The sequence below is a fragment of the Amycolatopsis sp. cmx-8-4 genome (genome assembly GCF_046548675.1).
Classification (GTDB): domain Bacteria; phylum Actinomycetota; class Actinomycetes; order Mycobacteriales; family Pseudonocardiaceae; genus Amycolatopsis.
In genome coordinates this window covers 137852-160785 of record NZ_JAEBDZ010000012.1, presented here as the reverse complement: position 1 = coordinate 160785, position 22934 = coordinate 137852, and the positions used below count along the sequence as shown (strand labels likewise).

The window sequence follows — 22934 nt, the reverse complement described above, 5'->3', positions numbered from 1 at the left end:
GTGCCTGGAGGGTCGGCTTGCGTACCCAGAGGGTCGACTCGGGTGGCTGGAGGGGCGGCGCGGGGTTGGTGGGGGTCATAGCCGCACCGCGCGGTTCTCGTGCCAGCACGTCAAGGGGCGCAGGCCCGCTTGGCTCCATTCCGCCGCCACCGTCAGCGGGCCGCCCGCCGACAGCGCCAGCAGTGACCACGGGAACGCGTACGGCACCAGGGGGAGCGCCGTTCCGTCCTTTTCGGACAGACACCAGCCGCCGGCGTGTTCGGCCGGGGTCACCTCCGACAGCAGGACCGGCCAGCGTTCCAGCCACGGGTCCGCCGCCATCGCCCGGGCGTACGCCGCCAGCGCGCCGTCGATCGAGCCGCCCTCGGCCGAGGGGGCCGGCAGCGGAATTCCCTTCTCCGCCACCAAGGCGCGCAGCGGCGTGGCGCCCGGGTAGAACGCCAGCTCCGCTGTGAGCAGGTGCCCGGGCGGCAACGACGCGTCGAGCGGGCGGCCCGGCGGTGCGAACGAGAGCACCAGCGCGTCCCGCCCCGTGAGCCGGCCGCGCAGCCAGGTACGCCGGGTCAGCAGCCGGTCGTTCTCCTCGTCGGCCGCGCCGGTGATCAGCCACTCGTCCGAGACGCGCTCGCCGCTCTCCAGGACCCGCGCCGTCTCGACCGAGAACCCGAGCCGCGTCCGCACGGTTTCCGCCAGTTCCGGCGGCAGTCCGTCCAGCCGGCCCGCGGCGTCCGCGAGCAGGAACAACAGCGACAGCTCGGCCAGCAGCGCGTCCGGCCAGTCGCGGCGGCCGACGATCCCGGCCGCCCGCCGCAGGCCGCCCGCCAGGCCCGACGCCTGCGCGTCGACCATCCGGGCGGCGACCGTGCGCAGCTCCTCGGCACCGTTGCGGTCGAAGCCCGCGAACCCCGCGCCGACCCGGTCGGTCAGCCACACCTTCAGCTCCGCGACGCCGCCTTCGACGCGCGCCGCGCGGCCTTCGGCCCGCTTCGCCGCGGCCTCTTCGTCCTTGGGGCCCGCGGCTTCCGCGCGTTGCTCCGCCTTCCGCGCCCGGTCCGCCCGCTCGGCGAGCCACGTGCCGACCCACTCCGGCGGCGCCTCCGCGGCGACCTGCCCGGCGGCCCACATCAGCAGCAGCCCGACCGCGTGCTTGCACGGGAACTTGCGGCTGGGGCAGGAACACCGGAACGCGGGCTCGGCCAGTTCGACGCACGTCTGGTACGGCTTCTTGCCGCTGCCTTGGCAGAAGCCCCAGACCGCGTCCTCGTTCACGCCCGCGCCGGACCACTTCGCCGGTGTCGCGAGCGCCCGCCCGGCCTTCTCCGAAGCGGGATCCGGCGCGAGCCCGGCCACGCGTTCCGCGGTCCACGGCACCGCCGTCACCACCTGTCCCCCCACTGGTTTCCTTTGCCGTCCGGTCGGTTTCCCCGGGCGGGAGGCCCGGGGTGGCTTACCCGACGAAGCATGCCAGTACCCACCGACAATTTCCGTGAGCGCAGGTCAGTCCGGGTTCGGCGGAGCCGCGATCTATGCTGAACCGCCCCGGAGGTGAGTGTGGACGCGCGGCAGCTCGAGTACTTCCTCGCCGTGGTCGACCACGGCGGGATGAGCCGGGCCGCGCAGGCGCTCCACATCGCGCAACCCTCGCTCTCCCAAGCCGTCCGGGTCCTCGAACGCGACCTCGGCACCCGCCTGTTCGACCGCGTCGGCCGGCGGCTCGTGCTGACCCAGGCCGGGCACGCCCTGGTCGAACCCGCCCGGCAGATCGTCCGCGGGCTCGACGCCGCGCGGGCCGCCGTCGACTCGGTCGGCGGGCTCGAGGCAGGCCGGGTCGAGATCGCCGCCATGCCGTCGCAGGCCGTCGAGCCGCTCAGCGGGATGATCCGGCGGTTCACCGCGCGCCACCCCGGGCTGACGGTGGCCGTGCGCTCGGCGTTCACCCCGGACGACGTCCTCGGCATGGTCCGCGGCGGCGTCACCGAACTCGGCCTCGCCGCCGGTCCGGAGCCGCTCGAAGCCGCCGGGCTCGAGGTCATCCCGTGCGGCCGGCAGCGGTTCGTGCTGGTCACCGGGCCGGACGCGCCGTTCCCGGACGGCGAGCCGGTGCGACGCGAGCTGCTCGACGGCCGGCGGCTCATCGTGGGCCAGCCGGGCACCGGGATGCGTCGGCTCGTCGACGACCTCCGGGCGAGCGGCGTCGGCGTCGTGCCGGTCGTGGAGACCGAGCACCGCGAAGCCATCCTGCCGCTGGTGCTGGGCGGGGTCGGGATGGCTGTGCTGGCCGACTCGTGGACGTCGCTCGCGGAGCGGGCCGGAGCGCGGGTGTTCGCGCTGGATCCGCCCGCCCACCTGCACGTCGCGCTGGTCGGCCGGGCGGCGCTGACGCCGACCGCGGCCGCGTTCGTGGCCTCGATCGATAGGCCGGGCCTATCGGACGGGCCGTGATCCGGTCTTGGACGCGGGCCACCGCCGCCTGCTGACATCGAGGGCATGACCTCCCACCGCATCGCCCTCATCCCCGGCGACGGCATCGGCCGCGAAGTGACCCCGGCGGCCGGTGCCGTGCTCGACGCCGCCGGCGCGCGGCACGGCGTGACCTTCCGCTACGACGAGTTCGACTGGTCCTGCGAGCGCTACCGCGCCGAGGGCGCGATGATGCCCGCCGACGGCCTCGACCGCGTCCGTCACCACGACGCGCTCTTCCTCGGCGCCGTCGGCGCGCCCGGCGTGCCCGACCACGTTTCCCTGTGGGGCCTGCTCATCCCGCTGCGCCGCGGCTTCCGGCAGTACGTCAACCTCCGCCCGATCCGGGTGTTCGACGGCCTCGACAGCCCGGTCCGCCACGCCCGCGACGTCGGCTTCGTCGTGGTCCGGGAGAACGTCGAGGGCGAGTACAGCGAGATCGGCGGCCGCCTCAACCGCGGCCGGCCCGACGAGCTCGCCGTGCAGGAGGCCGTCTTCACCCGCCCCGGCGTCACGCGGGTCGTCGACTTCGCCCTCGACCTCGCCCGGCGTCGTCGCGGGAAGCTGACGTCGGCGACGAAGTCCAACGGCATCGTGCACACGATGCCGTTCTGGGACGAGATCGTCGCCGAGCGCGCCGCCACGCGGCCCGAGGTCGACGTCGAGTCCGAGCACATCGACGCCCTCGCCGCGAAGTTCGTGCTCGACCCGGGCCGCTTCGACGTCGTCGTCGCGTCCAACCTCTTCGGCGACATCCTCAGCGACCTCGCGGCGGCCGTCGCGGGCGGGATCGGCCTCGCGCCGGCCGCCAACCTCAACCCCGAGCGCGACTTCCCGTCGATGTTCGAGCCGGTGCACGGCTCCGCGCCGGACATCGCCGGGCGCGGGATCGCGAACCCGATCGGCGCGATCTGGACGGCCGCGCTGCTGCTGGACCACCTCGGCCACACCGAAGCCGCCGCCGACGTCGAACGTGCGCTCGCCGCGGTGCCGGCGAAGACTCGGCTGCGCACGCCCGACCTGGGCGGCACCGCGACGACGGTGAGCTTCACCCGCGCGGTCCTCGACGAGCTGGGAGGAGCCCGATGAGCGTCCCGCTGCCGTTCCAGTACCGCACGGTGGACGCCGGTGTGCCGATCCGCTGCGCCGTCGGCGGTGCGGGCCCGCCGATCCTGCTGCTGCACGGCTACCCGCAGACGCACGTGATCTGGCACGCCGTCGCGCCGCTGCTCGCGGAGCGCTTCACGGTCGTGGCGACCGACCTGCGCGGTTACGGCGACAGCGGCAAACCCGCTCCCACCAAGGGAGACGCGGAGTATTCGAAGCGGGCCATGGCAAGAGACCAGGTGGCCGTGATGGCCGAACTCGGCTTCGACCGCTTCGCCGTCGCCGGGCACGACCGCGGCGGCCGCGTCGCGCACCGGATGGCCCTCGACCGGCCGGACGCCGTGCGCGCGCTGGCCGTGCTCGACATCGTGCCGACGCGGCACGCGTTCGCCCACGCCGACCGGGACTTCGCGACCGGTTACTGGCACTGGTTCTTCCTCACCGCGGGCCACGGCATCCCGGAGCGGATGATCGGCGCCGACCCGGAGTTCTGGATCCGCGCCCGGATGACGTCGCGGCACGCGGGCGGCACGCCGTTCGACCCGGCCGCGATTGCCGAGTACGTGCGGTGTTTCGACGAGGCGTCGATCGCCGCGTCCTGCGCGGACTACCGGGCCGCCGCGACCGTCGACCTGGAGCACGACGAGGCCGACGCCGGCCGTCGCCTCCAGGTCCCCGTCCGGGCGCTCTGGGGCGAACGCAGCTTCGTCGGCCGCGGTTACGACGTCCTCGACGTCTGGCGCGGGTACGCCGACGACGTCACCGGCCGGGCCCTGCCTTCGGATCACTACCTGCCAGAGGAGGCGCCGGCCGAGGTCGCGGCGGAACTGGGGCAGTTCTTCGGTTGACGCCGCGCGGTATTCCAGAACTAGAATACCCCGGTGCTCACCGACGCGGAACTGACGGTGCTCGGCCTCGTCGTCGAGCGGCCGAGACACGGCTACGAGCTGGACGAAGTGGTCGGGGAACGCGGCATGCGCGACTGGACCGCGCTCGGCTTCAGCTCGATCTACTACGTCCTCGGCAAGCTGCGCGACCGCGGCCTGATCGCCGAGGTCGCGGCCGGCCGCGCGCACGCCAAGGCCAAGAAGACGTTCACGGCCACCGAAGCCGGCCGCGAAGCGTGCGCCCAAGCCGCCGAGGCGGCCATCGCCGAACTGCGCCCGGTGCACCCGCCGGTGCTGGCCGGCCTCGCGAACAGCCCGGTCGTCCCGCCCGAGCGGCTCGCCGCCGCGCTGGCCAGGCGCGCCGAGGCCGTCGACGCGCGGCTGGCCGAGGTGCGGCGCGCGGCCGCCGCCCAGCCGTCCGCGCCGCCGTTCGTCCGGGCGATCTTCGGCTACTCGATCAGCCAGCTGGAAGCGGAAGCCGCGTGGCTGGCCGCACTGCCCGGAGGGATGCCCTGATGCCGTACGACGTCAAGAAGGACCTGAAAGCGTTGTACGCGCCCAAAAACACCGATTGGGCGCTGGTGGACGTGCCCGAGCAGCGGTTCCTCGCGATCGACGGCCGCGGCAACCCGAACACCGCGGACAGCTACAAACGGGCCGTCGAGGCGCTCTACGCCGTGGCGTACACCCTCAAGCGGGCCGCGGAGCGGGACTTCGTCGTCGGCCCGCTGGAAGGCTTGTGGTGGGCCGACGACCTGACAGCGTTCACCGTCCGCGCCAAGGACAGCTGGCAGTGGACGATGCTCATCTCGCAACCGGAGTGGATCGGCGAGGACGACGTCGAAGAAGCCCGCGAAACCGTGCGCCGCAAGAAGAAGCTCGACGCGGACGTCCGGTTCGAAGTCCTCGAGGAAGGCCGGTGCGCCCAAGCCCTGCACGTCGGTTCGTACGACGACGAGGGCCCGCTGCTGGCCCGGCTGCACGACGAGTACCTGGCCGCGCACGGGCTCACGCCGACCGGCCGGCACCACGAGGTCTACCTCGGCGACCCCCGCCGCACGGCACCGGAGAAGCTCAGGACCGTGCTGCGGCAGCCAGTGTCTCAGTAGTCCGTGGTGGCCGGCCAGGTGTCGTCGTGCAGCAGGCGCTTGAGGATCTTGCCCGTCGCGTTGCGGGGCAGGTCCGGCACGAAGTAGACGTCACGCGGCACGGCGAAGCGGGCCAGGCGGTGGTGGATGTACTGCCGGATGTCTTCCGCGTGCAGGGAAGCGCCGCGCCGCGGGACGACGTAGGCCGCCAGCCGCTGGCCCCACTCCGCGTCGGCCACGCCGACCACCGCCGCGTCGTGCACGCCGGGCAGCGCGACCAGGGCTTCTTCGACCGGGCGCGGGAAGACGTTCTCGCCGCCGGAGACGATCATCTCGTCGGCCCGGCCGGTGACGAACAGCCGGCCCGCCGCGTCGAGGTAGCCGACGTCGCCGGTGGCCATCAGGTCCGCCGCCCGCACCGGGTCGGTGCCGGAGGTGTAGCCGTCGAACAGCATGTCGTTGCCGACGAAGATCTGGCCCTCGCCGCCCGGGGGCACCGGCTTGCGGTCCTCGTCGAGGATCGCGACGCTCGTGCCGAGCGGGCAGCGGCCCGCGGTGGTCGGCGCGGCGCGCAGGTCGGCGGGGTCGGCGATGCTCGCCCAGGAGACCTCGGTCGAGCCGTAGAAGTTGTAGAGGACGTCGCCGAAGGTGTCCATGAAGGACGTCACGAACGCCCCGGACATCGCCGACCCGCTGCTCGCGACGATCCGCAGCGACGACAGGTCGTAGCGCGCGCGGACGCGTTCGGGCAGGTCCATGATCCGCTGCAGCATGATCGGCACGACGAACAGCGCGTCGCACCGCTGCTCGGCGATCGTCCGCAGGGTCTCCTCGGCGTCGAACTTGCGGACCAGCGCGAGCGGTGACCGCAGGGCCATCCCGATCTGCATCGCGGCCAGGCCCCAGCTGTGGAACAGCGGCGCCGCCACGAGGATCCGGTCACCCGAGCGCAGCGGGATCCGGTCGAGGATCGACGCGGCCGCGCCCATGCCCTTCGGGGTCGGGCGGCGCGCGCCCTTCGGCGTCCCGGTGGTACCGGAGGTGAGCACGATCAGCCGGCCAGGTCGCTCCACGGGCTTGGGCCGGTCGGCGGGGGCGGCCTGGATCAGCTCGTCGACGGTCGGGTAGCCGGTCTCGGAGTCCGGCCAGGTGCTGATGCGCGCGAAGTCGCCGGGGACGTTCGCGATGGTCTGGGCGAACTCGTCGTCGGCCAGCACGGCGGCCGGGCGGTGCTCGGCCAGCACGTCCTTGACCGACGACGCGGAGAGGCCGGTGTTCAGCAGGATGACGTCGGCGCCGAGCTTGCTGGCCGCGACGAACGACTCGACCATCGCGGAGTGGTTGCGGCACATGAGCGCGATCCGGTCGCGCTCGTTGACGCCGAGTTCGGAGAGCGCGTTGGTGAGCCGGTCGCTGCGTTCCTGGACCTGGCCGAAGGTGCGGACGTTGCGCTCGTCGTGCAGCGCGACGTCGTCGACGGCGCGGGCCGCGGCGGCCTGGTAGCCGCCCGCGACGGTCGCGCCCCACTGCGCCACGGAGTTGAGCTGGCGCGCCAGCTTGTCCGGCCGGCCGGGGCTGAGCACCCCGGCGCGCACCAGGATGCCGGTGGTGCGGATCTTGGTGGCCTTGACGCCTTCGCGGTCGGCGTCCGGGTCGGCCCGACCGGACAGGTGCAGGTCGAGGCGCCGCGCGACGACGCGGATGTCCTTCTTGATGGACGACACCAGCTCCATGTGGGCCGGCTGCAGCATCATCCGGACGAACAGCTCGGTCTTCCCGCCGGCCAGGGGTCTCAGCTCCAGGGACACCCACGTGCCGTCGTCGGGGACACCGCACCACACGACGTGCTCGCCCGGCCGGTAGACGACGGCCTGGATCTGCGTCTCCAGCATCGGGCGGCGCTCGGAGACGATCCGGATAAGGCCCTTGGGACCCCGGCCGCGCGAGGCCGGTTCCTGGACCTCGCACCAGCTGATCTCCGGAACGAACCGGGAATACCACTCCGGCGATCCGACGATCTGCCACACCACCTCCGGCGGATGCCCGACCACGGCACTCGCCTCGATCACATCGTCACGCATCGTCTGCCCTCACCGAAGTGTCACCGAACACACGTTCAGGTCACGGAGGCGTTACGGTAGCAGCAAACGGGTGAGCACGGATACTCCGAACGGCATGATACCGGAGAGTAACGGACACTCTTGGTGGGTGTTTGCACTGTCCACAGTGTACCGATGAACGGCGTTTACCGAGTCTGGCAGGACAAAGCGCACGCTCAGTAGAAGCGCCGAAAGATCTTCACCCGATCAGTGACGGTACCGAGCGACCAGTTCCGATCCGAGGCGGGCCAGCTCCGCACGTACGGATTCCGGACCTTCGACCTCCACCAGCGCACCCCAGCCGGCCAGCTCCTGGGCGATCATGATCGGCGCCGGCGCGGCGACCCGGACGCGCACGCGGTCGCCCGGCAGCTCGCCGATCAGCTCGCAGTGCCGGCCGAACCGGTCGCGCAGCACCCGGAGGTACCGCCGGTCGAGCACGACGTCCGCGGTCAGCGGGGAGCGGCGTTTTTCGACTTCTTCGACGACTTCTTCCCACACCCGCGCCAGTTCGAGGTCCGACGGCCGGTCCGCGACGGCATCCGTCGGTTCGGCGGCGGTGATCCGGTCGACGCGGAACGTGCGGCGGCCCTTGCCGGTACCGGCGACGAGGTACCAGACGTCGTCCTTGTCGACCAGGCCCCACAGGTCGACGAGCCGCTCCGACGTCTCGCGCCCCGCGTACGTCAGGCGGACCTTGCGGCGCGCGATGACGGCGTCCCGCAGCGCCTCGACCATCGGCGGCCGGGCCTTCGGCCGCTCGCCCCAGCCTGCCTGGTCGACGACCACCGCGTCCGCCGCGGCCTCGGCGTCCGCGCGGAACGTGCCGGGCAGCGCGCCCATCAGCTTGCGCAGCGCGGACTTCACCTCCGGCGCGATCGCGGCGGCGGGGCCGGCCAGGAGGAACAGGGCCTGCGCTTCGCGGGAGGTGAGGCCGGACAGGTCCGTCCGCGCGCCGCCGACGAGCTGCCAGCCCCCGCCCCGCCCGGGCTGCGGGTAGACGGGCACGCCGGCGGCCGAGAGCGCCTCGAGGTCACGGCGGGCGGTCGCGACGGAGACCTCCAGCTCCGCGGCCAGCTCGCCCGCGGTGACGCGGCCGCGGGTCTGCATCAGCAGGAGGGTGGCCACGAGGCGGTCGGCGCGCATGGGAGCAGTCTCGCAAACAAAGTGCTCACTCGGTGCGCACTTTCATCCCGCATGCTGTCTCCACACCGAAGGAAGAAGGAGCAGACATGCTGCGAGGAATGGCCACCGTCTCGTACTTCGCCGACGACCACGCGGCCGCGCAGGCCTGGTACACGGAGTTCCTGGGCATCGAGCCCTACTTCCACCGCCCCGGCTACGCCGAGTTCCGCATCGGCGACTACCAGCACGAACTCGGCCTCATCGACCGCAAGTACGCACCGGCGGGCGCGGACACCCCGGGCGGCGAGATCGTCTACTGGCACGTCGACGACCTCGAGGCGACGGTCGCGCGGCTGCACGAGCTGGGCGCGAAGGAGTACGAGCCGATCACCGAGCGCGGCCCGGGCTTCGTGACGGCGTCGGTCGTCGACCCGTTCGGCAACGTCCTCGGCGTCATGACCAACGTGCACTACCTGTCCGTGCTGACGGAACGTTCATAGCTGCGGCACCCACTGGATCTTCCCGGGTTGTGGGTTCCACGCACATGGCTCGTCACCGGTGGCACGCTTACCGTTCCCGTCCATGACCAGCGATCTGGACGGGCGCACCGCCCTCGTCACCGGCGGGGCCGGCGGTATCGGCCTGGCCTGCGTCCGCGCCCTCGCCGCGGCCGGGGCCAAGGTGCACGTCGTCGACGTCGACGCGGAGAACGCCGAGGCCGCGGCGACCGAGGTCGGGGGGTGGGCGCACGCCGTCGACCTCACCGACGCCGGGGCCATCGACGCGCTCCCGGCCGCGGTCGACATCCTGGTCAACAACGCCGGGATCCAGCACGTCGCGCCGCTCGAGGACTTCCCGCCCGAGCAGTTCGCGCGCATCCAGGCGCTGATGGTCACCGCGCCCTTCCTGCTCATCCGGCGGAGCCTCCCGTCGATGTACGCGCGGGGCTGGGGGCGGATCGTCAACATGTCGAGTGTCCACGGGCTTCGCGCCTCCGCCTACAAAGCCGCGTACGTCACCGCGAAGCACGGGCTCGAAGGGCTCTCCAAGGTCGCCGCGCTGGAGGGCGCCGGACACGGCGTCACCAGCAACTGCGTCAACCCCGGCTACGTCCGCACCCCGCTCGTCGACGGGCAGATCGACGCGCAGGCCGCCGAGCACGACATCCCGCGTGAGGACGTCGTCGCCGAGGTCCTCCTCAAGCGCGCCGCGATCAAGAAGCTCATCGAACCCGGGGACGTCGCTTCCCTGGTGACGTGGCTGTGCTCGCCGCACGCCGGCCACGTCACCGGGGCCTCCATCCCGCTCGACGGCGGCTGGACCGCCGCCTAGAACCCGTCCGCCACAAGGAAGTGGAGCCCGTTTTGGACGCCGAATCGCACGCCGCAGTGAGCCAGCCCCCGCGGTCGGCGATCGCCAAGATCGTCGGCGCGAGCCTGATCGGCACCACCATCGAGTGGTACGACTTCTTCCTCTACACCTCCGCCGCCGCGCTGGTGTTCAACAAGGTGTTCTTCCCGACGGCGAACCCGCTCACTGGCACGCTGCTGGCGTTCCTCACCTACGCCGTCGGGTTCCTCGCGCGGCCGATCGGCGGGCTCGTCTTCGGCCACTACGGCGACCGGCTCGGCCGGAAGAGGCTCCTGATCTTCAGCCTGGTCCTGATGGGCGGCTCGACCTGCCTGATGGGCGTGCTGCCGACCTACGCCACCGCGGGCGTCGCCGCGCCGGTCCTGCTCACGCTGCTTCGCCTGGTCCAGGGCTTCGCGCTCGGCGGCGAATGGGGTGGCGCGGTGCTGATCGTCTCCGAGCACGGGGACGCGAAGCGGCGCGGGTTCTGGGCGTCATGGCCGCAGTGCGGCGCGCCCGGCGGCAACCTGCTCGCCACCGGCGTGCTGGCGATCCTGTCCGCCACGCAGTCCGACGCGACGTTCCTGGCGTGGGGCTGGCGGGTCCCGTTCCTGCTCTCCGGGGTGCTGCTGGTGATCGGCCTGTGGATCCGGCTGGCCGTCTCGGAGTCGCCGGTGTTCCTGGCCGCCCAGCGCCGCGCCGAGGAGCGGCCCGGGAAGCACGTCCCCGTCGTCGAGGTCTTCCGCGACAGCTGGCGCCAGGTGCTCGTCACGATCGGCGCGCGGATGGCCGAGAACGTCTCCTACTATGTGCTCACGGCGTTCATCCTGGTGTACGTCACGACCGGGCTGCACCTGGCGAAGGGCCTCGGCCTGAGCGCGGTGCTGATCGGCTCGGCCGTGCACTTCGTGACGATCCCGTTGTGGGGCGCGCTGTCGGACCGCGTCGGCCGGCGTCCGGTGTACCTGTTCGGCGCGATCGGCATGGCCTTGTGGGGCTTCGCGTTCTTCGCGCTGCTGGACACGAAGTCGGCCGCCGTGATCGTGCTGGCGACGACCGTCGGGCTGGTGCTGCACGGCGCGATGTACGGGCCGCAGGCCGCGTTCTTCGCCGAGCAGTTCCCGACCCGCGTCCGCTACACCGGCCTTTCCGTCGGCGGGCAGCTGTCGTCGATCGCGGCCGGGGCCGTCGCGCCGCTGATCGCCGTGGCGCTGTTCCAGAGCTGGGGCAGCACGATTCCGGTGTCGCTGTACGTCGCCGCGATGTGCCTGATCACGGTCGTCGCGCTGCTCGCCTCCCGCGAGACCCGCGGCGAATCCCTGCACGACGACGACGTCCAAGCGGAGACGGCGACCGTTTCGCCCTAGCATGACCGCCGTGACCGCACCCTCGGACGCGCTGCGCCGGCTGCTCGACCTGCTCGCCTCCGGGGCGAGCACCGAGCAGCTGGCGCACGTCGTCGTGGCCGCGCGCGCCGAGGGCGCCCTCGGCGCCGCCGACCTGACCGCGCTGGCGAACGCGGGCGAGCTGGCGCTGCGGATCCGCGAGACGCTGGCCGAGCACCGGCGGCGCGAGGCGCAGCTGGTCGCGTTGTTCGACACCGCGAGCGAGCTGGCCGGACTGTCCGAACCGGACACCGTGCTGCGCTCGATCGTCCGCCGCGCGCGGGCGCTGCTCGGCGTCGACGTCTCGTACCTCAGCCTCAACAACGAGGCCGAGGGCAAGACCTACATCCGGGTCAGCGACGGCTCGGTGTCGGCGGAGTTCCAGCAGATCGTGCTCGGCATGGGCGAGGGCCTCGGCGGGCTGGTCGCGCAGACCGCGCGGCCGTACTCGACGGCGGACTACTTCACCGACGAACGCTTCCGGCACACCCGCCACATCGACTCCGGCGTCAAGGACGAAGGCCTGACCGCGATCCTCGGCGTCCCGCTGGCGATCGGTTCAAAGGTGCTCGGCGTGCTCTTCGCGTCCGACCGCAGTGCGCGCGAGTTCTCCGCGGACGAAGTGGCGTTGCTGTCGTCGCTGGCCGACCACGCGGCGATCGCCCTGGACAGCGCGAACCTCCTCGACCAGACGCGCCGCGCCGTCGCGGAACTCAACGAGGCCAACGCGACGATCCGCGCGCACAACGAGGCGATGGAACGCGCCGAAGACGCGCACGACCGCCTCACCGACCTGGTGCTGCGCGGCGGCGACCTGCCGGACGTCGCCGCGGCGGTCGCCGGGGTGCTGCGCGGGGCCCTCACGGTGTTCGACACCGAGGGCGCCGTCCTGGCGCACTCGGCGGACCCGGCGCGTCACGACCCGGCCGCGCTCGCCGCGTCCCGGGCGGCGGGCCGGGCCGTGCCCACGGTGTCCGATGCCGATTCCTGGGTCTGCTCGGTGCAGGCCGGGCCGGAGCTGCTCGGCAGCCTGGTGCTGACCGGCCGCGCGGACCTCGCCGGCCCGGACCGGCGGCTGTTCGAACGCGCCGGCGTCGTGACGGCGTTGCTGCTCATGCTGCGGCGGTCGGTGGTGCGAGCCGAGGACGAGGTCCGCGGCGAGCTGCTGACCGACCTGCTCACCGCGCCCGGCCGCAACCCGCGCGCGCTGCTCGCCCGCGGCCGCCGGCTCGGCATCGACCTCGCCGTGCCGCACGCGGTGCTGGTCGTGCACGCCGACGACGTCTCCCGGCGACGGCTCGCGAGCGCCGCCGTCCGGCACGCGACGCTGGTCGGCGTGCACGCGGAGGAGGTCGTCCTGCTGGGCACCGGCGACCCGGGCGAGCTGGCCCGCCGCGTCGCCGCCGACCTCGGCGCGGTGACCGGGCGCCCGGTCACCGTCGGTGCGGCCGGCCCCGGTGCGGGACCCGAAGCCCTGGCCGCGGCCCACGCCGAAGCGGCGCGGTGCGTGCGGGCGCTGCTCGCGCTCGGCCGCGCCGGCGAGGGCGCGGACATGGCCGGCCTCGGTTTCCTCGGCCAGCTGCTCGGCGACCAGGCCGACCTCGGCGCGTTCGTCCGCGCGACGCTCGGCCCGGTCCTCGGCTACGACGAGCGCCGGGGCACCGAGCTGGTCGCGACGCTGCGCGCGTACTTCGCGAGCGGTGCGCAGCTGGCGCGGACGAAGGACGTGCTGCACGTCCACGTCAACACCGTCGTGCAGCGGCTGGAACGGATCGCGTCGCTGCTGGGGGAGGACTGGCAGGCGCCGGACCGGGCCCTGGAGATCCAGCTGGCGCTGCGCCTGCACCGCCTCGGTTGAACGACCCACACCGGGCCGCGTTCCCGGCGGATACCCTTCCCCTCCCATGAGGATCCGCGCCCTGCCCGAACTCGCCGTCGCCGCCGCGGGGACGGTCGCAGCCGTGTAGATCCAAGCGGAACCGTCGTTGCGCGGGAAACCGTTGTCCCACTTCGACTTCTGGCCATCTCGGAACGGCGGGCCGACGGGTGCGTGGGCAGCGACGACCTGGCTCGGCCTGGTGCCGGACACGGCACTTCCGCCGAAATCCGGTGATCTGAAGGCCTGATGGGCACTTGTCGCCCGGCAGGCCTTTTGTTGGTGCCGGCTTACCGTTGCCGATGGACGCTCGACGTCCCGATTCCGCCATCGACCCGCTTCACCGGCCGAAATCCACAGGCCTGCTCCGATGTGGACAACTCCGGCTACGCGACCCGAGACCGACCTTCCGGTCGGTGACCCCCGATAGACTGGACTTGGGGACGCCCCCCAGGGAGGGCAGGGGCGCCATCTGGTCGGGCTGCTTGCGCGCGCCGAGGCCGAGCGTCCGGCGGGACGGCCCGAGCGGCCGGGCTCGTGGTCGTGCTGCTGTGCAGGCCGGCGTCGACACCTTCGCTCGCCGAGACTTCGGCCTGCCGCTCCCGTCGGCCGCGTCCAGAGGTCGCCGGGATCGTCGGGCTGATCGTCGGCCACCAGCGGGCTAGGGCACGGCGAGCACGATCTTGCCCCGCCGCGGCCCGGCCACCGCGTGCGCCGCGGCCGCTTCGGCCAGCGGGAACACCGCCTGCACCGGCACGCGGAAGCGGCCTTCCTCGAAGAGCGCGGCAGCCTGCGCGAGACCGTGCCGCCCGTCCGGCTGACCGCCGAGCGCGCCGACCGAGACGCGGACGCCGTGCTCGGGGCCGCTGAAGTCGGCGAGCGTGACCACCTTCGACGGCGTTCCCGTCAGCTCGATCAGCTCCGGCAGTGACCCCTTCCCGGCGACGTCGAGCGCCGCGTCGATCGGCCCGGTGACGCGTTCGCGCAGGCCAGGGCCGTAGTCGACGGGCTCCGCGCCCAGCTCGGCGAGGAAGTCCCGGTTCTGCGGGGCGCCCGTGCCGAGCACCCGCGCGCCCCGCGCCAGGGCCAGGCCGACGGCGAGGCTGCCGACCCCGCCGGTCGCGCCGTCGATCAGCAACGTCGAACCCGGGCCGACGGCCAGGAGGTCGAGCGCGCGGGTCGCCGTCTCGACGCCGGACGCGGCGCCACCGGCCTGCTCCCACGGCATCGACGGCGGTTTCGGCGCCCAGAACGCGAGGATCGCGAACTCGGCGCTCGCCCCGCCGAGGCGGGCGACGTCGACGGCGCCGAACACCTCGTCGCCGAGCCCGGGACCTTCGTCGACGACGCCCGCCGCGTCCACGCCGGGGATGTGCGGCAACGCGATGGGCGAGCGCGACTTCCCGGCGCGGATGGCCAGGTCGACCGGCGAGACCCCGGCCGCCCGCACGCGGATCCGGACCTCGCCCGGGCCGGCGTGCGGCTCCGGCAGCGCACCGACGGACAGGACCCCGGGCGGGCCGAACCGCTCGAAGAAGGCTGCGAACACGATCACTCCTCGTCTCGGGACGTCTGCGCCTACGGTAGGAGTGAGCAGGGGTGACGAGCGGGAAGTGAGAGCCGTGCGGGACGAACCGACTCGGAAGCGCCGGGTGGACGCCGAGCACAACCGGCGTCACCTGGTGACGGTCGCGCACGCGGCGTTCGCCCAGGACGGCGCGGACCTGCCGGTGCGCGAGATCGCCCGCCGCGCGGGGCTGGCGCCGGCGACTGTCCACCGGCACTTCCCGTCCCGCGACGACCTCCTCGCCGCGGTGCTCGCCGGGCAGGTCGAGCGGTGCGCGCAGCAGCTGCGGGCCGCGCTGGCCGACCCGGACAGCCGGCGCGCGCTGACCCGGACGTTCCACCGCTTCGGCGAATGGCAGGTCCAGGAGCGTGGGCTCGTCGAGGCGCTGGGCGGCCCGGCGTTCGCCGACCGCCGCCGTGAGCACGCCGAGGCGTTCGGGCGGCTGGTCGAGCGGGCCCGCGACGAAGGCGTGCTGCGGCCCCGGGTGTCGGTCGACGACGCGCGCGTCGCGCTGATGGCGATCACGTCGGCGCGGACGGCTGCGGTGGCGCGGCAGCTGACCGGGGTGCTGCTGACGGGCCTGCTCGCCGGTTAGCTCCCGATGACTTCCGGGAAGCCGCCCACCACCGGCCCGGAGCGGCCAACACGCCGCCGGGAGTGGCCAACACACGAACCGGAGCGGCCAACACGCGAACCGGAACGGCCAACATGGCGACGGGAGTGGCCAACACGCGAACCGAAACGGCCAACACGGCGATGGGCTCGGCGTGTTGGCCGCTCCGGGCAGTGTGTTGGCCACTCCCGGCGGTGAGTTGGCCGTTCCGGGCGGTGCGTCGGCCTAGTTCTCGGTGAGGACGGCCGCCTCGGAAGTCCGTTGGTACAGAACGAAACGCCCGTCGCGGACCTTGCTGACGAGACCCGCGCGGTGCAGGGCGCTGAGGTGGTAGGACACCGTGCCCGGGGTGTAGCCGATCCGGGTGGCGAGCTCCGCGGTCGACCGGGCGGTCTCGAGGTCCGCCAGCAGCGCCGCGCGGGCGACGCCGACCACCCGCGCGATCGTGGCCGGCTTGCGGTCGCGGCCGGCGCCGACCCGGTGGGCCGGGTAGTAGAGCACGACCTGCCCGGGCACATCGACCTGGATGACGGCACCGGGCCAGCCGAGAACGCTGGGGGCGAGGACCAGATCGCGGCCCGCGACGTCGATTTCGCCCTCCCACCGGGAGTCGACGGTGATCGCGTCGCCCGTCCAGCCGATGTCGGGGTGCAGCGTGCCGAGCACCCGGCCGACGCCGTGGCCGACGAGGGTCTGCGCGCGGTGGGCGATGTCCTGGTCGACGATCGAGCGCAGCTCGGGCCAGCCGTCGGACAGGGCGTCGCGCCAGAACCGGGCGAGGCCCGCGGCGAGGCGGTGCTGCATCCGCCCCGACTCCGCGATCCGGCGGATCGCGGTGGGGAGCGGCCGGCTCCAGTGGGCCCGGGTGCCGTCGAGGATCTGGAGCTCGAGGTCGTCCTGCGCCGTCGCTTCGATCCGGGCGAGCTGCTCGTCGAGCAGCTCGCGCGGCCCGGTGCCCGCGCCCGGCTGCGGCGTGAGCAGGTCGGGGGTGTAGCCGTCACCGCCCCGCGGCAGCAGCTCCGCGAGCAGGGCGACGTCCGGGTGGGCGAGCGACGCGCGGGCGAGCGGCCCGGGATCCCCGAAGACCGCGTGCCGTCCCGAGCCGGCGACGAGCTTCAGCCACGCCACGGACTCCGACGCCGGGGACGGCGACAGGCGGGTCCGGGACACCGTCTCGGCGTCGACCCGCAGCGTGAACACCGGATCGACGGTAGCAGCGGGCGCGGCGGATTTGAACCGGCTCGAATGCTTTCCGGTTCCGCGCTCCCGCCGGGTTGGGTGATGGGGGTGTGGCGAATCCTCTGGCCGGTGCTCGCACTGCTTCCCGTGACGCCGGTTCCCCCGGCGCCCCCGTGCGGGCCGCCGCTGACCTGGCAGCCGGTCGCGGTCCGCCGGATCAGCGCGCCCTGCCGTCCCACGCCGCAGGGGTGCGTCCGGCGGATCGAGGTGACGACGGTGGTCTTCGCGATGTCCGGTTTCGGCCACCCCGTTCCCCCGGCCGGCCCTGGCGTGTCCCCGGTGACCCGGGCGACGATGGCCGTCCGCGATCAGCGATCCGAGGGGGATTCGTGAACGAGTTCAGACACGCGCTCACATCGGCGTTCGGCACCGAACCGGCCGCTGTTCCCGGCCTGACGGCCGACCGGCTCGACGGCCGGCGCACAGCCGCGCCGGGGGCAGTGAGGATGTGCGTCGCGTGCTTCGGAGACACCTCGGTCAGTCCCTGCCGGGATGAGCTGCCGCCGCTCTCCCGGTGACCGGGCCGCCCGGTCCGCTCGTCGGGTTCAAGCGCCACCTGAGCGTCGCCGTGGTGCCCGGCGACGCGGTGTACGTGGTGTCCGAGGACGACGCGACGGCCTTGCGCGGGCCGCACCTGGAGTCGCTGGTCCCGTTGCTCGACGGCACCCGGGACTTCGCGGCGCTGCGCCGCGAACTGCCCGGTGACGTCCCCGCCGACGAGGCCGCCGGGGTCCTGGATGACCTCGCCGAAGCGGGGCTGGTCTCCCTGCGGCAGCCCGGCACGGACCCGGCCTACTGGGACGCGGCGGGCGCCGCCGGTGGCCGGGGCGGCCGGATCGCGCTGCGGGGAGCGGACCCCGATTCCGCGGCCGCGGCCGCTTTGCGGGCGGCCGGGCTCGAGCTCGACGGGGCCGCGGACCTGTCCGTGGTGCTGTGCGACGACTACCTCGCCGCCCATCTGTCCGATGTGGACGCCGAGCACCGCGCGCTGGGCCGGCCGTGGCTGCCGGCCAAGACCGTCGGCGCGCGGCTGTGGATCGGCCCGTTCTTCACCCCGGGGGACGGGCCGTGCTGGCACTGCCTCGCCACGCGGTTGTGGGGCAACCGCCCGGCCGAGGCGTACGTGCGCGACACGCTGGGCCTGGCCGGTCCGCTGCCGCGGCCGGCGGTCGCGTTCGCCCCGCTCACCGCGGTCGCGCTCAACCTGGTGGCGCTGGAGGCGGCCAAGTGGCTCGCCGGGCTGCGGTACCCGGGCCAGCGGACGCTGTGGACGTTCGACAGCCGTGATCTGACCGGCGAACGGCACGCCGTGCGCGCCCGGCCGCAGTGCCGCTCCTGCGGCCGGCCGGACCTGGTGCGGGAGCGGACGCGCCGGCCCGTGCGGCTGGAGTCCCGGCTCAAGGCCCACTTAGCCGGGGGCGGGCACCGGTCCCGGCCGCCGGAGCAGGTCCTGGCCACCTACCGGCACCTGGTCAGCCCGGTGACCGGCGTCGTCAGGGAGCTTCGCCGTGACACGCGGGGCCCGGCCCTGTTCGCCTCGTACCTCTCCGGCCCCAACGTCGCGCTGGGCCGCCGCGGCGCCGAGCGGCTGCGCACGGCGCTGCGGAGCGAAAACGGCGGCAAGGGCGTCACCCCGATCGAGGCCGAGGTGGGCGCGCTGTGCGAGGCCCTCGAACGCCACAGCGGCCACCACGACGGTGACGAGGAACGGGTGCGGGGCAGCTTCCGCGCGCTCGGCGACGCGGCCGTGCACCCGGGTACCTGCCTGCTGTTCCACGAACGCCAGATCGACGGCGACCCGTTCGACGAAGACGCCGTCCTCGACTGGACGCCGGTGTGGTCGCTGACCCGCGGCGAGCACCGGTTGTTCCCGGCCGCGCTGCTGTACTTCGGCGGGCCCGCCGGCCCGGTGTTCGCCGACTCCAACGGCAACGCCGCCGGCAGCAGCCTGGAGGACGCGACGCTGCAGGGGATGCTGGAGGTCGTGGAGCGCGACGCCGTCGCGCTGTGGTGGTACAACCGCACGCGGCAGCCCGGGGTCGACCTGGCCGCGTTCGGCGATCCCTGGCTCGCCGAGCTGCGGGCGGCCTATACCGGCCTGGGGCGCGAGCTGTGGGTGCTGGACGTGACGTCCGACCTGGGCGTGCCGGTGATGGCCGCGGTGTCCCGGCGCAGCGGCGCGCCGCGCGAGGAGATCGCGTTCGGCTTCGGCGCGCACCTCGATCCGGCCGTCGCGCTGCGGCGCGCGCTCACCGAGCTGAACCAGCTGCTGCCCGCGGTCCCCGACGGCTCCGACGTCTCGCGCTGGTCGCGGGAGGCCACGGTGGCGAACCAGCCGTACCTGGTGCCCGATCCGGCGGGCGCCGCGCTCGGCCCCGGCGACTACGGCTACACCTACACACCCGACCTGCTGGCGGACGTGCGAACACTGCAGGACCGGCTGGAACGCGCCGGGCTGGAGGTGTTCCTGCTCGACCAGACGCGCCCGGACATCGGCTTGCCCGTGGTCAAGGTGATCGTGCCCGGCATGCGGGGCTTCCGGCCGCGGTTCGCGCCCGGCCGGCTCTACGACGTCCCCGTGCGGCTCGGCCGGGTGACCGAGCCCACGGCGTACGACGACCTCAACCCGATGCCGATCTTCCTCTAACACTGCCCGTCGGCGAGGACCCAGTAGCCCGACGACGTCTCGCGCAGGGCGTGGGTGGTGAAGGTGTTCCACAGGCCCATCGCCTGGTTGGAGCCGTTCGCGTAGGTCTGGCCGCTGCTCTGGTGCGCGCGGCCCGCCTGGGTGTGGGCGTAGTTGCTGGCCGACACGCAAGCACCCGACGGCGGCGTAGTGGTGGTCGTCGGAGTCGTCGTCGTCGGGGGTGGCGTGGTGCCGCCGGATCCCTTGTCCAGCCCGAAGAACACGCCCGTGTAGTAGCTGGAGCAGATCCCGGCGAGGAAGTACGCGCCGGTGCTGCCGCACTGCGTCGTGCCAGTGCCGGGGTCGACCGCGGTGCCGTGGCCCATGCCGGCGATCGAGTAGAGCTGGACCTGGTCGCCGTAGCTCGTCAACGTCGTGCCGCCGGGCAGGGACTGCGTGCTCGTCGGCGTCTGGGAGAGGCCGTGCACCGCGGTCCACTGGTCGCGCAGCTCGGTGCCGTTGACCGGGTAGACGGTGTAGTCGCCGGTGCCCTGCCAGATCGCGACGCGCGGCCACGGCCCGCCGTAGCCCGGGTACTGCGCCGTGACGCGCGAGGCCCACTGCGCCGGCGTCAGGTTCTGGTTGTTCTGCTGGCAGTTCGTGGCCTGCGTGACGCTCGTGGCGCACTGCGCGGGCAGCCCGGCGTTGATGCCGCCGCCGGCGAAGACGTCCGGGTAGGCGGCGAGCAGGTCCGCCGTCATGCCGCCGCCCGCGGACAGGCCCGTGACGAACACCCGGGAGCGGTCCGAGCCGTGGTCGCCGATCGCCTTGTCCACCATGGACTTGACGGACGCGGCCTCGCCGTTGCCCCGGGTGTCGTCCGCGGTACCGAACCAGTTGAAGCACTTCAGCGAATTGTTCGCGGTGGACTGCTGCGGGAACACCACCTCGAACCGCCACCGGTCGGCCAGCGCGGGCCAGCCGGAGTGGGCGTAGTAGTCCGCCGCGCTCTGCGTGCAGCCGTGCAGCGCCACGACGACCGGGCGCCCGGTTTCGAGGCCGCTGGGGGTGTAGGTGTACATCGCCAGCGCGCCCGGGTTGGCGCCGAACGACGAGATCTGGACCAGGGACGCCGCGGGTGGGTCGGCGGCCGCCACCCCGACGGTGGTGAGCACGGCGGCGGTGATCGCGGCGAGCCCGGCGAAAGCGAGTTTGCGCATGGGGATTCCTTCTCGGCGTTGAGAGGGTTTCCGACGACGTTAGGTCGGCCGCGACGACCTGACCATGTGGCCGCGCACCACATCGGCGCGGGGATTCATGGTGGCGGCCCGGGTGGTTCCCGGCGTCCGGGCGCGCTTGGGTTCGGTTCACCCGAGACCGGAGGTGGACCGTGCGCGGTTGGCTTGCTGTGGTGCTGGTTTCCGTTCTGGCGACGGCGGTGCCCGCACCGGCGTCCGCCACGAGTGCGCGGGCCTTCGTGCCCGGCGCCGAAAAGCAGGTCGCTGTCCACTTGGACGACCTGACGACGACCGGCACCCTCGCGTCCGGCCACACCGTCGAGGCGGACTGGGCCGGGCTGACGTCGGCGGGTCTGCCGGTGCCCGGCCGGGTGCCCGGCGTCCAGGTCGACGGCTACTTCCCGGACACGTCGGCGACGAACGCCAACCACGGCTGGAACCACGACGCCCAGTTCGTGCTGCGCCTGCCGGACCGCTGGAACGGCGGTCTGGTGGTGTCCGGCTCGCCCGGGACGCGGCGGCAGTACGCGAACGACCGCGCGATCGGCGACCAGGTGCTGGCCGAGGGCTACGCGTTCGCCGCGACCGACAAGGGCAACACCGGCGCCGCGTTCTACGACGACGGCGTCCGGCCGGGGGACGCGCTGGCCGAGTGGAACACGCGCGTCACCCAGCTGACCCTGGCCGCGAAGGCGGCCGCGCTGCTGCACTACGGCCGGCCGCCGGCGCGGACGCTGGCCGCCGGATTGTCGAACGGCGGCTACCTGGTGCGGTGGCAGCTGGAGAACCGGGCGTGGCTCTACGACGGCGGCGTCGACTGGGAGGGCACGCTCTGGCGTGCCGACGGCCCGAACCTGTTCACGTTCCTGCCGCCCGCGATGCGCGCTTATCCCGCCTACGCGGCGGGTTCCACGGCCGCCCACCAGTCCATTCTGGACGCCGGGTTCGCGCCGGGGTCGGAGTTCCTGTGGGACTACCACTACCGCGTCTACTGGGACCTGACCCAGCGGATCTACCGGGAAGAGGTGGACCCGTCCTTCGACGGCGCGCTCGCGGCGGGGGTCCCGTTCTGCGCGAGCGGGACGCCGTCGTGCGACGCGGACTACGCGTACTTGTCCCGGCCCGCGCCGGTGGCCCGCGCGGTGGAGCGGATCTCGCTGACCGGCCGGATCGGCAAGCCGCTGCTCACCCTGCACGGCACCCTGGACACGCTGCTGCCGATCACCCGCGACTCGGACGCCTACGACCGGCTGATCACCGACGCGGGCCGCGGCGCGCTCCACCGCTACTACCGGATCGACGGCGGCAACCACGTCGACGGCCTGGTCGACCAGTTCCCCGCGCTACTGCGGCCACTGGGCCCGTGCTTCCGGACGGCGTTCGACGCGCTGGCCGGCTGGCTGCGCGGGGTGCGTCCGCCGGCGTCGGCGACGATCGCCCGGCCCGCCGGAGCGACCCCGGCCGAGCTGGCGCGCACCTGTTCGCTGGGGTGACGACGGTTGCGTCAGACGCAACATGGGAGGAATTCGCATTTCGGGAGCGTGCCGCGGCGGCCGCGGGAAAGAAAAGTGAACCGGATCGGACCGGTGTGCGTACTACCTGGTGAGGGGCTTGGTCCAGCCATCGCAAAATCGCTCTGACCAGCCGTTTCACCGCCCGGACAGGCGACCCCGTTCGGCCGCTTGCGGGACTGTTGTACGTCGTTCATGATAGGCGTCGGGGTCCGCGAACAATCGATTACGTCGAATATCCAGGTGCCGCGCATGCTTCGGAAGAACCGTCCGTCCGGAAGTGAACCTCATGCTGCTACCCGTCGCCGGGGCCGCCTGATGGCCGCGGATCTGCCCGGCCTCGCGATCGTCGCCGGGCTGCTGCTGCCGGTGCTCGCCGCCGCGGCCTGGGCGATCGTGCTCGAACGCCGTCCGCGCCCCGGCCCGGCCGAGCCGGAACCCGAACCCGACTGGACCGTGGCCGGCATCCAGGCCCGCCTCCGGTTCGAGCAGGCCGCCCGCCGGTTCGCCGAGGCGGGCACGATCGCGCTCCCGACCCTGCCGATCCCCGAGCAGCTCGGCCGCGACTGTTCACCCGACCGCCTCCCGTGGCGGCTGCCCCGCACGATCCCGCCACCCCGCCCGTCGCCGGGTGCCTTCTCGGCCTCGGGCGCCATCCCGGTCTCGCGGTTCGCGTTCGCACCCCCGGACAACGACCTGATGCGCCGCATCCTGGACGGCCTCCGCAAGATGGACTGACCCGGCTCGATGTCCTGAAGGGCAC

20 protein-coding genes are annotated in these 22934 nt (G+C 73.3%); 14 read left to right on the top strand and 6 right to left on the bottom strand.

All coding sequences use genetic code 11. From position 1 onward, the window contains the following. Window positions 1-75 precede the first annotated feature (75 nt). Window positions 76-1395, bottom strand: a complete 1320-nt coding sequence (locus ACLJQZ_RS25745) for an SWIM zinc finger family protein (protein WP_410622432.1) — start codon at window positions 1393-1395, stop codon at window positions 76-78. A 156-nt stretch (window positions 1396-1551) separates the two neighbouring features. On the opposite strand from ACLJQZ_RS25745, the gene ACLJQZ_RS25740 reads away from it, so the two are divergent. Genes ACLJQZ_RS25740 through ACLJQZ_RS25720 form a run of 5 tightly spaced genes read left to right on the top strand, consistent with a single transcriptional unit; the run spans window position 1552 to window position 5563 of the window. After that, window positions 1552-2442: a LysR family transcriptional regulator gene (locus tag ACLJQZ_RS25740; protein WP_410622431.1), complete on the top strand. Its 891-nt coding sequence runs from the start codon at window positions 1552-1554 to the stop codon at window positions 2440-2442. A 45-nt stretch (window positions 2443-2487) separates the two neighbouring features. Next, window positions 2488-3549 carry a tartrate dehydrogenase gene (locus tag ACLJQZ_RS25735; protein ID WP_410622430.1) on the top strand — a complete coding sequence of 354 codons (1062 nt, stop codon included), beginning with the start codon at window positions 2488-2490 and terminating at the stop codon, window positions 3547-3549. Further along, window positions 3546-4415, top strand: coding sequence for an alpha/beta hydrolase (locus ACLJQZ_RS25730; protein ID WP_410622429.1), 870 nt, complete (start codon window positions 3546-3548; stop codon window positions 4413-4415). The genes ACLJQZ_RS25735 and ACLJQZ_RS25730 overlap by 4 nt, the downstream gene beginning before the upstream one ends. 33 nt (window positions 4416-4448) lie before the next feature. Beyond that, the gene (locus ACLJQZ_RS25725) at window positions 4449-4970 is read left to right on the top strand and encodes a PadR family transcriptional regulator (RefSeq protein WP_410622428.1); all 522 of its coding nucleotides are present in this window, start codon (window positions 4449-4451) and stop codon (window positions 4968-4970) included. Next, complete coding sequence (locus ACLJQZ_RS25720; protein WP_410622427.1) at window positions 4970-5563, top strand: GyrI-like domain-containing protein; 594 nt, start codon at window positions 4970-4972, stop codon at window positions 5561-5563. The genes ACLJQZ_RS25725 and ACLJQZ_RS25720 overlap by 1 nt, the downstream gene beginning before the upstream one ends. Here ACLJQZ_RS25720 and ACLJQZ_RS25715 read toward each other — a convergent pair. Both ACLJQZ_RS25715 and ACLJQZ_RS25710 read right to left on the bottom strand, forming a co-directional pair. Next, window positions 5557-7623: an AMP-binding protein gene (locus tag ACLJQZ_RS25715; RefSeq protein ID WP_410622426.1), complete on the bottom strand. Its 2067-nt coding sequence runs from the start codon at window positions 7621-7623 to the stop codon at window positions 5557-5559. The genes ACLJQZ_RS25720 and ACLJQZ_RS25715 overlap by 7 nt on opposite strands. Window positions 7624-7848: 225 nt before the next feature. Next, on the bottom strand, window positions 7849-8787 hold the full coding sequence (locus ACLJQZ_RS25710; protein ID WP_410622425.1) for a helix-turn-helix transcriptional regulator: 939 nt from the start codon (window positions 8785-8787) through the stop codon (window positions 7849-7851). An 86-nt stretch (window positions 8788-8873) separates the two neighbouring features. Here ACLJQZ_RS25710 and ACLJQZ_RS25705 point away from each other — a divergent pair, with 86 nt between their 5' ends. The 4 genes from ACLJQZ_RS25705 (at window position 8874) to ACLJQZ_RS25690 (ending at window position 13359) form a co-directional block, all read left to right on the top strand. Continuing rightward, complete coding sequence (locus ACLJQZ_RS25705; protein ID WP_328647275.1) at window positions 8874-9266, top strand: VOC family protein; 393 nt, start codon at window positions 8874-8876, stop codon at window positions 9264-9266. A gap of 82 nt (window positions 9267-9348) precedes the next feature. Continuing rightward, window positions 9349-10098 carry a 3-hydroxybutyrate dehydrogenase gene (locus ACLJQZ_RS25700; protein WP_410622424.1) on the top strand — a complete coding sequence of 250 codons (750 nt, stop codon included), beginning with the start codon at window positions 9349-9351 and terminating at the stop codon, window positions 10096-10098. Between the two features lie 56 nt (window positions 10099-10154). Continuing rightward, the gene (locus tag ACLJQZ_RS25695) at window positions 10155-11483 is read left to right on the top strand and encodes an MFS transporter (protein ID WP_410622535.1); all 1329 of its coding nucleotides are present in this window, start codon (window positions 10155-10157) and stop codon (window positions 11481-11483) included. 1 nt (window position 11484) lies between these two features. Next, a complete protein-coding gene (locus tag ACLJQZ_RS25690; protein WP_410622423.1) occupies window positions 11485-13359 on the top strand; it encodes a helix-turn-helix domain-containing protein in 1875 nt (624 codons plus the stop codon). 679 nt (window positions 13360-14038) lie between these two features. Here the strand turns inward: ACLJQZ_RS25690 and ACLJQZ_RS25685 are convergent. Then, a complete protein-coding gene (locus ACLJQZ_RS25685) occupies window positions 14039-14926 on the bottom strand; it encodes an NADP-dependent oxidoreductase (protein ID WP_410622422.1) in 888 nt (295 codons plus the stop codon). 73 nt (window positions 14927-14999) lie between these two features. Between ACLJQZ_RS25685 and ACLJQZ_RS25680 the strand changes: the two genes are divergently transcribed. Then, window positions 15000-15539, top strand: a complete 540-nt coding sequence (locus ACLJQZ_RS25680) for a TetR/AcrR family transcriptional regulator (protein ID WP_410622421.1) — start codon at window positions 15000-15002, stop codon at window positions 15537-15539. Window positions 15540-15782: 243 nt separating this feature from the next. Here ACLJQZ_RS25680 and ACLJQZ_RS25675 read toward each other — a convergent pair whose 3' ends face one another. Then, the gene (locus tag ACLJQZ_RS25675) at window positions 15783-16757 is read right to left on the bottom strand and encodes a DUF5937 family protein (RefSeq protein ID WP_410622420.1); all 975 of its coding nucleotides are present in this window, start codon (window positions 16755-16757) and stop codon (window positions 15783-15785) included. A gap of 81 nt (window positions 16758-16838) precedes the next feature. Between ACLJQZ_RS25675 and ACLJQZ_RS25670 the strand changes: the two genes are divergently transcribed. Further along, window positions 16839-17129 (top strand): hypothetical protein, encoded by a 291-nt coding sequence (locus ACLJQZ_RS25670; RefSeq protein ID WP_410622419.1) that lies wholly within the window; start codon window positions 16839-16841, stop codon window positions 17127-17129. 181 nt (window positions 17130-17310) lie between these two features. After that, the gene (locus ACLJQZ_RS25665; protein ID WP_410622418.1) at window positions 17311-19443 is read left to right on the top strand and encodes a TOMM precursor leader peptide-binding protein; all 2133 of its coding nucleotides are present in this window, start codon (window positions 17311-17313) and stop codon (window positions 19441-19443) included. Here ACLJQZ_RS25665 and ACLJQZ_RS25660 read toward each other — a convergent pair. Continuing rightward, window positions 19440-20642, bottom strand: a complete 1203-nt coding sequence (locus tag ACLJQZ_RS25660; RefSeq protein ID WP_410622417.1) for an alpha/beta hydrolase family esterase — start codon at window positions 20640-20642, stop codon at window positions 19440-19442. The genes ACLJQZ_RS25665 and ACLJQZ_RS25660 overlap by 4 nt on opposite strands. Window positions 20643-20812: 170 nt before the next feature. Here ACLJQZ_RS25660 and ACLJQZ_RS25655 point away from each other — a divergent pair, with 170 nt between their 5' ends. Continuing rightward, window positions 20813-22153 (top strand): tannase/feruloyl esterase family alpha/beta hydrolase, encoded by a 1341-nt coding sequence (locus ACLJQZ_RS25655; protein WP_410622416.1) that lies wholly within the window; start codon window positions 20813-20815, stop codon window positions 22151-22153. A 336-nt stretch (window positions 22154-22489) separates the two neighbouring features. Beyond that, entirely contained in the window at window positions 22490-22909 is a 420-nt protein-coding gene (locus ACLJQZ_RS25650) for a hypothetical protein (RefSeq protein ID WP_410622415.1), read from the top strand. Window positions 22910-22934 lie beyond the last annotated feature (25 nt).